General features: G+C 48.2%; 10 protein-coding genes. 8 read left to right on the top strand and 2 right to left on the bottom strand.

The features are described from left to right. Window positions 1-39 precede the first annotated feature (39 nt). The 4 genes from G8759_RS16295 (at window position 40) to G8759_RS16280 (ending at window position 2,498) form a co-directional block, all read left to right on the top strand. Window positions 40-1,005 carry a helix-turn-helix transcriptional regulator gene (locus G8759_RS16295; RefSeq protein WP_167209738.1) on the top strand — a complete coding sequence of 322 codons (966 nt, stop codon included), beginning with the start codon at window positions 40-42 and terminating at the stop codon, window positions 1,003-1,005. 209 nt (window positions 1,006-1,214) lie between these two features. Then, window positions 1,215-1,667, top strand: a complete 453-nt coding sequence (locus G8759_RS16290) for a GyrI-like domain-containing protein (RefSeq protein WP_167209736.1) — start codon at window positions 1,215-1,217, stop codon at window positions 1,665-1,667. A gap of 23 nt (window positions 1,668-1,690) precedes the next feature. Next, a complete protein-coding gene (locus tag G8759_RS16285; protein ID WP_167209734.1) occupies window positions 1,691-2,083 on the top strand; it encodes a DUF3224 domain-containing protein in 393 nt (130 codons plus the stop codon). Between the two features lie 31 nt (window positions 2,084-2,114). Continuing rightward, entirely contained in the window at window positions 2,115-2,498 is a 384-nt protein-coding gene (locus G8759_RS16280; protein WP_167209732.1) for a VOC family protein, read from the top strand. 44 nt (window positions 2,499-2,542) lie between these two features. Here G8759_RS16280 and G8759_RS16275 read toward each other — a convergent pair whose 3' ends face one another. Next, window positions 2,543-3,751 (bottom strand): acyl-CoA dehydrogenase family protein, encoded by a 1,209-nt coding sequence (locus G8759_RS16275; protein ID WP_167209730.1) that lies wholly within the window; start codon window positions 3,749-3,751, stop codon window positions 2,543-2,545. 225 nt (window positions 3,752-3,976) lie between these two features. Here G8759_RS16275 and G8759_RS16270 point away from each other — a divergent pair, with 225 nt between their 5' ends. The 4 genes from G8759_RS16270 to G8759_RS16255 all read left to right on the top strand — a co-directional run bounded on the left by G8759_RS16270 (window position 3,977) and on the right by G8759_RS16255 (window position 11,209). Continuing rightward, window positions 3,977-5,569: an NAD(P)/FAD-dependent oxidoreductase gene (locus G8759_RS16270; RefSeq protein WP_167209728.1), complete on the top strand. Its 1,593-nt coding sequence runs from the start codon at window positions 3,977-3,979 to the stop codon at window positions 5,567-5,569. 74 nt (window positions 5,570-5,643) lie between these two features. After that, window positions 5,644-6,273, top strand: a complete 630-nt coding sequence (locus tag G8759_RS16265; RefSeq protein WP_167209725.1) for an NUDIX hydrolase — start codon at window positions 5,644-5,646, stop codon at window positions 6,271-6,273. 547 nt (window positions 6,274-6,820) lie between these two features. Further along, on the top strand, window positions 6,821-7,972 hold the full coding sequence (locus tag G8759_RS16260) for an efflux RND transporter periplasmic adaptor subunit (RefSeq protein WP_167209723.1): 1,152 nt from the start codon (window positions 6,821-6,823) through the stop codon (window positions 7,970-7,972). Window positions 7,973-8,077: 105 nt separating this feature from the next. Next, window positions 8,078-11,209, top strand: coding sequence for an efflux RND transporter permease subunit (locus G8759_RS16255; RefSeq protein ID WP_167209721.1), 3,132 nt, complete (start codon window positions 8,078-8,080; stop codon window positions 11,207-11,209). Window positions 11,210-11,291: 82 nt separating this feature from the next. On the opposite strand, the gene G8759_RS16250 is transcribed toward G8759_RS16255, so the two are convergent. After that, window positions 11,292-12,044, bottom strand: a complete 753-nt coding sequence (locus G8759_RS16250) for an SGNH/GDSL hydrolase family protein (RefSeq protein ID WP_167209719.1) — start codon at window positions 12,042-12,044, stop codon at window positions 11,292-11,294. Window positions 12,045-12,212: the final 168 nt, after the last annotated feature.

Below are 12,212 nucleotides of genomic sequence, written 5' to 3'. Positions count from 1 at the left end.
TGCTTTGTTTTTTAGGCAGAATCTGTGTTTGTTCGCTTCATGAACCGCCTTGACCGTCTAACTGCCATTCTGATTCATCTGCAAACCAAACGGGTTGTCCGTGCACAGGAATTAGCCGACCGATTCGGTATTAGTTTGCGGACCGTATACCGCGATATTCGATCGCTGGAAGAAGCAGGTGTTCCAATCGGGGCCGAAGCGGGTGTGGGTTATTTTCTGACCGATTACCATTTGCCTCCTGTCATGTTCACCAATGCCGAAGCCAGTTCGCTGATTCTGGCAGCAAAGCTGATCGAGAAGTGGACCGACGAATCGGTGCGGACAGAATTTGAGTCTGCTTTGTTCAAGATAAAATCCGTCCTGAAACGTCCCGATCAGGAACATCTGGACGTTCTGGCTCCGAATGTGGATGTATCGAAACCCATGGTGCGCCCAGCCTATGCCGATGGTTTGCTGACAACCATTCAGCAAGCCATTGCTCGACACCATGTTCTTGACCTTCATTATCATTCACTCTACAAAGACACCGAAACCCGACGTGAGGTTGAACCTGTTGGCTTATATCATTACAGCCTGACATGGCATCTTATCGCTTTCTGTCGAAAACGCCAGGATTACCGCGATTTCCGGCTTGATCGTATCCGTTCATTGACCGATACCGGTCAGCGCTTCGCCCGCCATGAACGACTGTCGTTGCAGGAATATATTGAACGGGAACGTACGGGTTCCGACAGGCCACTTATCAACGTTAGCGTTGTTTTCCAAAAATCGGTTATCCGATTTCTGCAACAGGAAAAATATGCCTGGGGTTTTTCCTCAGAAGAAGACCTGGGCGACCGTGTTCGCATGGAGCTCAATACACCCTATCTGGAAGGTCTTGCTCGCTGGCTCCTCTCCTATTCAACCACAGTCAGTATCGAACAACCTGACTCCCTGCTGACTCTGATGCAGACACTCTCCGAAGAAGTTAGAGACTATTATGCCGCACAATCAGTATTGATGTAAGTCAGAATTTCCAAACGGAGAGCCGTGCTAAGGTTTGGGGAGCTTTTTTATTAACCGTGGCACAGCTCTCCGTTTGGAAATTCTGCCAGCTACTGGATTTTCATGCACGGCAATATCCTTTTCTGAGGACTTAAATCCTGCTGACATACTGCTGTCACAGGCGCATGTTTCCTTTGTGATGTTATTAAACCCAAGCATCACGAACACACATGCAAACCAAACAAGCTCCCCCAATGACTGTCCTGTATTATGCCGCTGACACTACCCTGAAAGACCTTGGTCAATTCTGGAATGTGACAGCGCAAGGCATTTACCGGGAAGCCAACCGGCTCGGAATTGACATTACAGGGCCGATCTACTGGGTCTATTATGGGATCGATAGCAACCCTGATACGGTATTCCGTCTGGAGGTTTCCTTACCGGTTAGTGAAGCAGTTGGACAACCAGAAGGTTTTGCCTTCAAAGATTGGGAGCCGTTTACCTGCCTGACCGATTTACACCTTGGCCCCTGGGAAAACCTTCACAATACCTATAGCCGATTGATACCAGCCGTATTTGAACAGGGAAAACAACCAACCCGGATTTTTCGTGAAATGTACCTGAATATGGATTTAAAACACCCTCAAAACAACGTAACGGAAGTACAGATTGGCATTGCATAAGCATCTGATAAACCGACTCAACCATGAAAGCAACCGCACAACGAATTTATAAATCCTGGAAAGAGGATGCGTACGATGAACTCGATGGCGCTCCGAAACTGACACAGTCACGTGTAAGGAATACATTTGTCGGTGATATTGAAGGCGAAAGCTGGGAAGAATACCTGATGATGTACCGCAGCGACGACTCCTGCTCGTTTATTGGTCTGGAACGCATTATCGGCAAACTTGGTGAACGGTCGGGAAGCTTTGTTGTACAGGGGATTGGTACGTATGAAAACGGAATGGCACATGCAAGCCTTACGATCATACCAGGCAGTGGCACGGGTGATCTGATCGGGATTCGCGGACAAGGCGAATACGTTGCCCCAAAAGGACAATACTCGACCGTTACGCTTGACTATGAATTTAATTAAGTGCCCTCTGCTCCACTAAACAACAAATACCATGAAATTGAATGCGGGAATAATCACGGACAAACTTCTCGAAACCAAGCAGTTTTATTGTGACATTCTAAATTTCGGCACCACGTTCGAGAATGAGTTTTATGTGCTTCTCCATACCCCAAATCGGCAAACCGAACTCAGTTTCCTGCTGCCCAATCATCCAACCCAGCATTCGCTGTTTCAGACAGCGTTCGACGGGAAAGGCGTTTATCTAACGATCGAGACGGAAAATGTCGTCGAAGAATATGCCAGAATCCGTTCATTAGGCGTTCCAATTGCCGTTGATCTTCGCGACGAACCCTGGGGTGATCGCCACTTCGCCATCGTTGACCCAAATGGTATCGGTATAGATATGGTCACCTATGCTCCACCAGCCGAAGCCTGAATAAAACCAACGCCTGGCTAATTGGCAGGCGTTGGTCATTTATGTTATTTAAAGGCTGGAATGCCCGTGATTTCGGCACCCAGAATCAGCAAATGAATATCGTGTGTACCCTCATAAGTACTGACTGATTCCAGATTCATCAAATGCCGCATAACCGGATACTCTCCCGAAATACCCATTGCCCCCAGCATCTGGCGGGCTTCACGAGCAACCTGTAAGGCTATTTCGATGTTGTTTCGTTTGGCCAGCGAAATCTGAGCAGTAGTGGCTTTGTCTTCGTTTTTCAACATGCCTAAACGCCAGCAAAGCAATTGCGCCTGCGTGATAGCCGTTAACATTTCGGCTAATTTCTTCTGTACTAACTGGAAACTGGCAATGGGCTTATTGAACTGAATTCGTTCAAGCGCATAACGCCGGGCTACTTCATAACACTCCATAGCAGCTCCCAACGCACCCCATGCAATCCCATATCGAGCCTGATCCAGACACTTTATGGCACTTTTTAAGCCAAATGCTTCTGGCAGCATATTCTCTTTCGGTACGCGCACATCCTGCAACACCAGCTCGCCCGTGCTACTTGCTCTAAGCGACCATTTATTCGTGATTTCATTCGTCGTAAACCCTTCCATGCCTCGCTCTACGATCAGCCCTCTGACCTTACCCTGATCATTTTTGGCCCAGACAATAGCAATGTCGGCAATCGGCGCATTGGTTATCCAAAGCTTCGATCCATTGAGAAGATAATAATCGCTCCGCTCGATGAAGTTCGATACCATACCCCCTGGATCAGATCCGTGGTTGGGCTCGGTCAGGCCAAAACAACCGAGTAGCTCGCCTTTGGCCAGTCCTGGCAGGTATTTCCGCTTTTGTTCCTCCGACCCAAATGTATAGATAGGATACATCACCAGCGAATTCTGAACCGACACGCAGGAGCGCATTCCAGAATCGCCCCGTTCAATCTCCTGAAGCATCAGGCCATACGAAATCTGGTCTAAGCCACCTCCTCCAAATTCCGTTGGAATCGTAGCACCGAATGCGCCAATCTTGCCAAACTTCTGAACAAGCTGCACCGGAAACTCAGCCCGCTGCGCATGTTCTTCCACAATAGGCGTAATCTCGCGTTTCACAAAGTCGCGCACAGCCGAACGAACAAGCTTGTGTTCGGCCATTAGTAGATCGTCAAGACAGTAGAAGTCAGGCGACTCAAACGAGTCTACCTTATTTCGGGGTGGGGTCATGGTTGCGGGTTGCATACTTCAACAACTCAAAAAAGTAGCGCTTGTTGGCAAGATTGCGTTTTTTTGCCAATTTGCTGACGATGAAGGTTAGAAAGAAAAGCAACTTCATTAGCTTAACTTCTAAATCCCACAGAGTAACAAGACGAACCCAAATCCGAGCCTTCCTGTTAAGCAAAAAGCAGCCTGTTTTCATGTATTTTTGTGAACCATCTGTCGGATAAAAACCGGCCCTGTAAATTCATGATTCACCAACTTTCAGTGACCCTGTCGCCCGAACATGCTTACGACGATGCGGCTTTTCGGGAGCATGTTTTCCAATTGCTCAGGCTATCAACGGATAGTCCGGCAGTCGTGCGCAAGCGTCGGCAGTCAATCGATGCACGGGGACGACAAATTAGGGTCCATATCGATACGGAGGTGTTCGTCAATGAAACACCTCCCCCACTTATCCAGTATAAAAAACCGCAAACCAACGTCAGCGATTCGACGTCGGCTCCGCAAGCCATTGTCGTAGGTGCCGGTCCAGCGGGTTTATTTGCGGCCCTTCGCTTGATTGAATTAGGTGTCAAACCCATCGTTCTGGAACGGGGAAGTGATGTTCGTAGCCGCCGACGTGACCTTGCAGCCATCAATAAAGATCATATAGTCAATCCGGAGTCGAATTACTGCTTCGGCGAAGGGGGAGCCGGAACTTACTCCGACGGTAAACTCTATACTCGTTCAACCAAACGGGGCGACGTACGACGGATTCTGGAGATTTTTGTCGCACATGGTGCTACTGATGAGATTCTGGTCGATGCCCATCCGCATATCGGCACCAATAAACTCCCTAATGTGGTAGCCGACCTTCGGCAAAGCATCCTGGACGCGGGTGGTGAAGTGCGGTTCAATACCAAAGTAACCGACCTGATTCTGGAAAACAACGAGCTGAAAGGCGTCGTGACGGCAACTGGTGACGAACTGACCGGGATCGGGGTTATTCTGGCAACGGGCCATTCGGCACGCGATATTTTTTACTTATTGCAAGCGAGAAAAATTCTGATCGAAGCGAAACCATTTGCCATGGGCGTACGCATTGAACATCAGCAGAGTCTGATTGATCAGTTCCAGTATCACCGGCCGAATCGTGGCGATTACTTACCCGCAGCGTCGTATAGTTTGGTGACGCAGACTCGATTTAATGGGGTAGAACGGGGTGTGTTTTCGTTTTGTATGTGTCCCGGAGGCTTTATTGTTCCGGCCGCAACGGCACCGGGCGAGTTGGTGGTCAATGGCATGTCGCCTTCGCGTCGGGATTCGAAATATGCCAATTCAGGCCTGGTCGTGGCGATTACAGACAATGACCTGAAGCCTTATGCCGACGAAGGACCACTCGCTGGGTTAGCTTTGCAACAGGATCTGGAACGCTGGGCTTGCCGTATGGGAGGAAAGAGCAAGGATCAGCCATCTCAAACAGCACCAGCTCAACTCGTAGCTGATTTTGTGGATGGGCGGGTTTCAAGTGAGTTGTTACCGACATCCTATCAACCGGGTTTAGCATCGGTAGATATGGCTGAGGTCCTACCCGATCATATTGTACAGCCATTACGGGAAGGGCTGCGCGATTTTGGCCGGAAGATGCGCGGCTACCTGAGCAACGACGGTCAGGTAATTGGGGTTGAAAGTCGCACTTCGTCGCCCGTTCGGATTCCACGTGATCGCGATACATGCGAGCATGTACAGGTCCGGCGGCTGTTTCCATGTGGCGAAGGAGCTGGCTATGCGGGTGGTATTGTTTCGGCTGCAATGGACGGCGAACGCTGTGCCGAGCAGCTTGTGAGTTTATATAAATGAGTTTTAGGTTTTCGGAAATCGATTTCAGTCAGACAACGAATACGTGATCCAGACGCCAAAAACTAGATACCAATATGATCGACACCTCGTTCCATAACTTTACTGAAGACCTTCGCAAGCGATTGATGAAACCGCTACCCGGCGAAGTAGCCCATCAGAAAATGGCATCGGCGGCCCGCTATCGCTTGGGAATTAAACCCAATGAACGGACGCGACGGAGTGCAGTGTTGATTTGTTTTTACCCGTATCAGGACTCGATCTATCTGCCGTTAATTCTTCGCCCGCAGTATGATGGAGTCCATGCGGGTCAGATGGCTTTTCCGGGCGGGCGAATGGAACGGTTCGACGAAAACTTAACCCGAACGGCTTTACGGGAGGCTCAGGAAGAAGTTGGTATCCGGGTGTCTGATGTGAAAGTGCTGGGTTTATTGACCGAGTTATTTATTCCCCCAAGTAATTTCTATGTTCAGCCAGTTGTCGGTATGCTTCCTTATCGCCCGGATTATTACCCCGATCCCCGCGAAGTGGAAGCTGTTGTAGAAGTTGATCTGGATACCTTACTGGACGAGACTATTGTTGGCGATAGCCAGATCGAGGTGAGAGGGGTTGTTGTCGATGCTCCATTTTACCAGATTAAGGGGCAGCGTGTCTGGGGCGCCACCGCTATGATGATCAGCGAATTGCTGATGATTATGGATTCGTGAGCAATCTTGATCGTACAGGTAGAGATTAGCCGATCCTTGTTCCAGGTTCAAATGCAGACATCGTTCGAGAAATATCGAAAATAACCATTAAAAAGGGTGATCTACGTGGAGCTTCGAGTCATATCAAGCCCAATCAGCCAGGCCATGTTACCTAATTCAAGCAGTTGACTATACGACTCAGTTTGTAAAACAGTTTAACTGAAACAAATTTTCGACTGAGAACATAAGCTACCTATTGGACAGAGTTTTATAAGTAAAACTGCTAAAATGCCCAATAAGCTCTAAAAAATGGCTAAACAATAGTATGCTCATAATCATGGTATACACTCTTTATAGTGCCTGAACACCCTTAGACTATCGTAAGCATTTCTACGGATAAAACACATAATTATTGACTCAGAAATAGATTCAAAATTCTTATAAAAATAGCTCATATACAGGCATCTGGCTGTTGATATAGTCGTCAACATTAATAGCTTTGTAGTTTGTAACAAATACGGCTTCTCTACCGTTAGAAATCAAGTTCCTTATTGCAAAATACTACTCCGTGAAAAGATGGATTGCTATCGGTCTCGTCGTTCTGGTACTCGGCGGGATAATTGTGTACAATAAAGTGTTACATCCGGCTCCTGGAGCCAATTCGGGCGGCCCCGGTGGCGGTGGCGACGCCAAAGGTGGAGCGGGTAAAGGCGGATCAGGTGGTAAAGGCGGAGGGGGCGGTGGCGGAATGGCCAGTGTCAATGGCTTCGTTGTCATTATGAAAAATCTGAAGGAAGATGTCGTTTCCAGCGGATCATTGCTCGCAGCCGAACAGGTTGATATCTATCCTGAAATTTCGGCCCGAATCACCCAGTTAAATATTCAGGAAGGCCAGCCAGTTAAAAAGGGAGATTTGTTAGTTAAACTCTTCGATGCTGATCTACGGGCCCAATTGCTGAAACTTCAGGCTCAGGCCGATAATGCCAAGCGTACGGAAGACCGAAACAAGCAGTTGCTCGAACGGGGCGGTATTAGCCAACAGGAATACGACATTGTGACAACAAACCTGCGGTCGTCTCTGGCTGATATTGAGCTGGTAAAAGCCAATCTGCAACGCACCGAAATCAGAGCCCCCTTTTCGGGTGTTATTGGCTTGCGTAATGTTAGTTCTGGTGCGGTCGTTTCACCAAACACACTGATTGCCAGGCTTCAACAAATCTCATCCCTTAAGCTTGATTTCTCGATTCCTGAAAAATACGGGCAGTCAGTACATGCGGGCAGCACTATTTCGTTTTCAGTAGATGGAAGTAGTCAACCAAGCCAGGGGGTTGTGTATGCTATTGAACCCGGCGTTGAAGAACAGACCCGTAACCTTCGCATTCGGGCAAAGGTCAACAATACATCAGCCCGTTTCCGGCCTGGTACGTTTGCCCGTGTAACACTGACGATTCAGAACGAACGGAGCTTAGTGGTTCCAACGCAGGCCGTCATTCCGCAGACGCGGACGAACCAGGTAATTGTCATTAAAAATGGGAAAGCCCAGTTTAAAGACGTTACAACTGGTATTCGTACCGCTGGAACGATCCAGATTCTGTCGGGAGTGCAGCTAGGTGATACGGTTGCCACGACAGGTTTGTTGTTCCTGAAACAGGATGCTCCCGTTAAAATTGGTCGAGTGGTATCGCTGTTGGGTAATGGCCCCAAAGTTGCCGCCAACTGAAATCAGATGCAGATTTATAGAGCTTTACTGGCATGGAGCATTAATCTCTCTACTCTCCCGGAAAACTCTATATCAGTAAAAACGCTATAACACAACTCAACAACAATGAGTCTCCCCGAATTAAGTCTGAGCCGACCGGTCTTTGCGATGGTGATGTCCATCGTCATTGTGTTGTTCGGGATTATTGGCTTCACCTTTCTTGGTGTACGCGAATACCCGGCAATTGACCCCCCGGTCATTTCGGTGCGAACAAGCTATACAGGCGCTAACCCCGAAATTATTGAGTCGCAGATTACCGAACCTATCGAAAAGTCCTTGAACAGTATCGAAGGTATCCGGACGATCTCATCCAACAGTGCCTTAGGGTCCAGTAATATTACCGTTGAATTCAACCTGGATGCCAATCTGGAACAGGCTGCCAACGACGTACGCGACAAAGTATCTCAGGCACAACGGCAATTACCCCAGGATATTGATGCTCCCCCGGTCGTAACGAAAGCGGATGCCAACTCCGAACCGATTATCTTTTTGAACGTTCAGAGTACAACACGTAGTCCGACACAACTATCGGACTATGCCGAGAATGTGCTTCAGGAGCGGCTACAGACCATTCCGGGCGTTAGTCAGGCTAATATTTTTGGGCTCAAACGCCAGGCCATGCGGCTCTGGATCGACCCAATCAAATTATCGGCCTACCGTTTGACTTCGCAGGATATTCAGAGTGCATTAACGGCGCAAAATGTTGAGTTGCCGGGTGGTAAGGTCTATGGTAATAACACCGAATTAACGGTAAAAGCGGTAGGACGGTTAACAACGGAAGATGACTTTAACAACCTGATTCTTCGGCAAACGAGCAACCAGATCATCCGCTTTAAAGATATTGGCTATGCAACGCTGGGAGCGGAGAACGAAGAAACGGTCTCAAAACAAAACGGAACGGTAGGTGTGATTCTGGCTTTGATTCCACAGCCGGGCGCCAATTACGTCAGCATTGCCGATGAGTTTTACAAACGATTCGATCAGCTAAAAAAAGACTTACCTCCCGATATCATCGTCTTTGTTGGTACGGATCGAAGTATCTTTATTCGACGGGCAATTGAAGAGGTTGGCGAAACGCTGCTCATCTCATTTGTTCTGGTCGTTCTGGTCATCTATCTCTTCTTCCGCGATTGGCTTATTGCGTTCCGGCCGTTAATCGATATTCCCGTATCGTTGATCGGTGCCTTTTTCATCATGTACGTGGCCGATTTCAGTATCAATGTCCTGACCCTCCTGGCCATTGTGTTGGCAACCGGTTTGGTGGTTGATGATGGTATTGTGGTTACGGAAAATATCTTTAAGAAAGTTGAAGAAGGTATGCCCACAGAACAAGCCGCGAAAGAAGGGTCCAACGAGATTTTCTTTGCGGTTGTATCGACTTCCATCACCCTGGCCATTGTATTCTTGCCGATCATCTTCCTGCAGGGGTTCGTGGGCCGACTGTTCCGTGAGTTTGGTATTGTAGTAGCTGGAGCTGTTTTGATCTCGGCTTTTGTCTCCCTGACATTAACGCCGGTTTTGAGTGTAAAACTGACCAGTAAAAATCACGGGCGATCCTGGTTTTATCGAAAAACAGAACCGTTTTTCGTATGGCTCGATGACGCCTATCGCGATTCGCTCAACTCCTTTATGAAGAAGCGTAGGTGGGCTTTTGTGATGATTGTTGTTTGTTTGGGCTCTATTTTTGGATTGGGTTCACTGCTAAAATCAGAGCTGGCCCCACTCGAAGATCGCGGCCGTACACGTATTTCAATTACTTCGCCTGAAGGCACTAGTTTCGAAGCCCAGTCGGTCATTACAGATCGGGTGTTAGACTTTGTACTGGATTCCATTCCAGAAAACAAACTAGCGTTTAGCGTCGTAGCACCAGGAAACTCAGGGTCGGGAGCGGTAAATTCATCGTTCGTGATGGTCAATATGGTTGATGCATCTGAGCGGAAGCGATCTCAGCAGGATATTGTCGATTACCTGACAAAAAACCTCAGAAAGTTCAGTGAGGCCCGCATGTTCCCTACCCAGGACCAAACCATTCAGGTAGGTCGGCAGGGAGGTGGCCTACCGGTACAGTTCGTGATTCAAAACCTGAACTTTGAAAAACTACGTGAGAAATTGCCGTCTTTTCTGGAAGAGGTTCAGAAAGATCCAACATTCCTCAATTCCGATGTCGATCTGAAATTCAACAAACCCGAATTGAACATTACGATCGAGCGCGAGAAAGCAACAAACCTGGGTGTTTCGGTACAGGATGTTGCCCAGACATTGCAGTTAGCGCTTAGTAACCGTCGGTTGGCTTATTTCCTGATGAATGGAAAACAGTATCAGGTTATTGGTCAGGTTGACCGCAGAGATCGCGACGAACCCGTCGATCTGGCTTCGTTTTACGTACGATCCAATCAAGGGCAGTTAATCCAGTTAGACAACCTGGTGAAGTTCCAGGAAGTCAGTAGCCCTCCGCAGGTCTATCACTATAACCGATTTAAGTCGGCAACGGTATCGGCCGGATTGGCTCCGGGCAAAACCATTGGCGACGGAGTTGCCGCCATGCAGGCCATTGCTGCCCGTACATTAGACCAAACGTTCCAGACGTCTCTTTCTGGACCTTCGCGCGATTATGCCGAAAGCTCCTCGAATACGCTGTTCGCTTTTGGGTTGGCGCTGATTCTGATTTACCTGGTACTGGCCGCTCAATTTGACTCGTTCATCGATCCGTTTATCATTATGATGACGGTGCCGCTGGCCCTTGCCGGTGCTGTTTTCTCCCTTTGGATGTTTAACCAAACCCTGAATATTTTCAGCCAGATTGGTGTCATCATGCTTGTGGGACTGGTTACCAAAAACGGGATTCTGATCGTGGAATTCGCCAATGAACAGCGTCTGACGGGTAAAAGTAAATTTGATTCTGCTATCGAATCGGCCGCGTTACGGCTTCGCCCGATTTTAATGACGACCCTTGTAGCTGCATTTGGTGCCTTACCGCTAGCGCTGGCCTTAGGTTCAGCGTCGAAGAGTCGGGTTCCGTTAGGGATCGTAATTGTAGGCGGTCTTATGTTCTCGCTCATTCTGACGCTGTATGTCGTGCCGGTTATTTATACATACATGTCACGCCGGAAAGATGTAGAAAAACCGTCGCAACCTCAACCTGAAGACCATCACAAAGGCGATACGACAAAGCCCGAAAAAGTAGAAATGGGCGTTTAAGTTTGATCCTCAATCAATAAACAAATCCCCGGCAGGCGAACCTGACCGGGGATTTTCTCATAGGTTGGTTAGTAAGATTATGTCAACTCCGCCGGATGGAGTGAATGGCGACAATGGTTGGTGCTGCCAGATAAAAATCAAACAAGGCACGGCCTACCAGTTCATGCCCAATCGCATTCAGATAGCCCGGCTTGTTCGTTTGAAAATACTCTTCGCGCGGTTGAACGACAGCATCGGAATCGAAAACACTGAACGATTGGCGAACCTCCGACCGCATAAACAAGGATTTACCCTGCTGGCGTAACCACTGATAAATCGGCTCACGATGAGGAAACGGACTAAGTACTATCACTTTATGCCGATGGGGTCTCAAAAGGGTTAACAATTTCGTCAATTCATGCCGAACCGTATGCAGGCGAGGAAGCTGGCCAATGGCAACCAGGCCTTTTACCAGCAGGAGTTTCCCCATTTTCGACAGTTGGTTCAATAGTCCCGAGGGCTCGGTTTTCCGTATTGGTTGCAACCAATCGGGCAGAATCACATCACCAGACATATCTGGCAAATTATCGGTGTTACGCACAAGTAAAGCCCCCAAACCAGCCGGATGATCCAGGCAGCCCTGACCTCCCTGTACGACAATCAGATCATATCGTTCGAGGGGTAGTTGTGAGAGTGTTGAATGAACACCGGATAACGTTGAATGTACATAAGCCTCCACCGAAACGGCTCTGCCCGTCTCGCTAATTTGCCGAATAAAATGGCCAACAAAACTAATTTGTCCGGCTGTCAGGCCGTAACCACCAACATGCCGGTCGCCAATTATCAATATCTTCATCGGATGAAGTGGCATCAAATATGCCTTTTCTTGACCATACGCTTGCCAATAAGTAAGTGTGGCAGTTTATTGTAAAAAATTTGATTTTTTTTTTGGGATCGTATGCAACGAACCCTGTACTTCCTGCGTATTAATACGTATGTGCGTATACTCACCCTAATCGGAACG

The organism is Spirosoma aureum, from assembly GCF_011604685.1.
Classification (GTDB): domain Bacteria; phylum Bacteroidota; class Bacteroidia; order Cytophagales; family Spirosomataceae; genus Spirosoma; species Spirosoma aureum.
This window is presented reverse-complemented; position numbering and strand designations above follow the sequence as displayed.

Excerpts from the sequence above, each read along its gene's own strand:
- G8759_RS16270 (WP_167209728.1), top strand. The coding sequence starts at position 3,977 with ATGATTCACCAACTTTCAGTGACCCTGTCGCCCGAACATGCTTACGAC.
- G8759_RS16255 (WP_167209721.1), top strand. The coding sequence starts at position 8,078 with ATGAGTCTCCCCGAATTAAGTCTGAGCCGACCGGTCTTTGCGATGGTG.
- G8759_RS16295 (WP_167209738.1), top strand. The coding sequence starts at position 40 with ATGAACCGCCTTGACCGTCTAACTGCCATTCTGATTCATCTGCAAACC.
- G8759_RS16290 (WP_167209736.1), top strand. The coding sequence starts at position 1,215 with ATGCAAACCAAACAAGCTCCCCCAATGACTGTCCTGTATTATGCCGCT.
- G8759_RS16280 (WP_167209732.1), top strand. The coding sequence starts at position 2,115 with ATGAAATTGAATGCGGGAATAATCACGGACAAACTTCTCGAAACCAAG.
- G8759_RS16265 (WP_167209725.1), top strand. The coding sequence starts at position 5,644 with ATGATCGACACCTCGTTCCATAACTTTACTGAAGACCTTCGCAAGCGA.
- G8759_RS16285 (WP_167209734.1), top strand. The coding sequence starts at position 1,691 with ATGAAAGCAACCGCACAACGAATTTATAAATCCTGGAAAGAGGATGCG.
- G8759_RS16275 (WP_167209730.1), bottom strand. The coding sequence starts at position 3,751 with ATGCAACCCGCAACCATGACCCCACCCCGAAATAAGGTAGACTCGTTT.
- G8759_RS16250 (WP_167209719.1), bottom strand. The coding sequence starts at position 12,044 with ATGAAGATATTGATAATTGGCGACCGGCATGTTGGTGGTTACGGCCTG.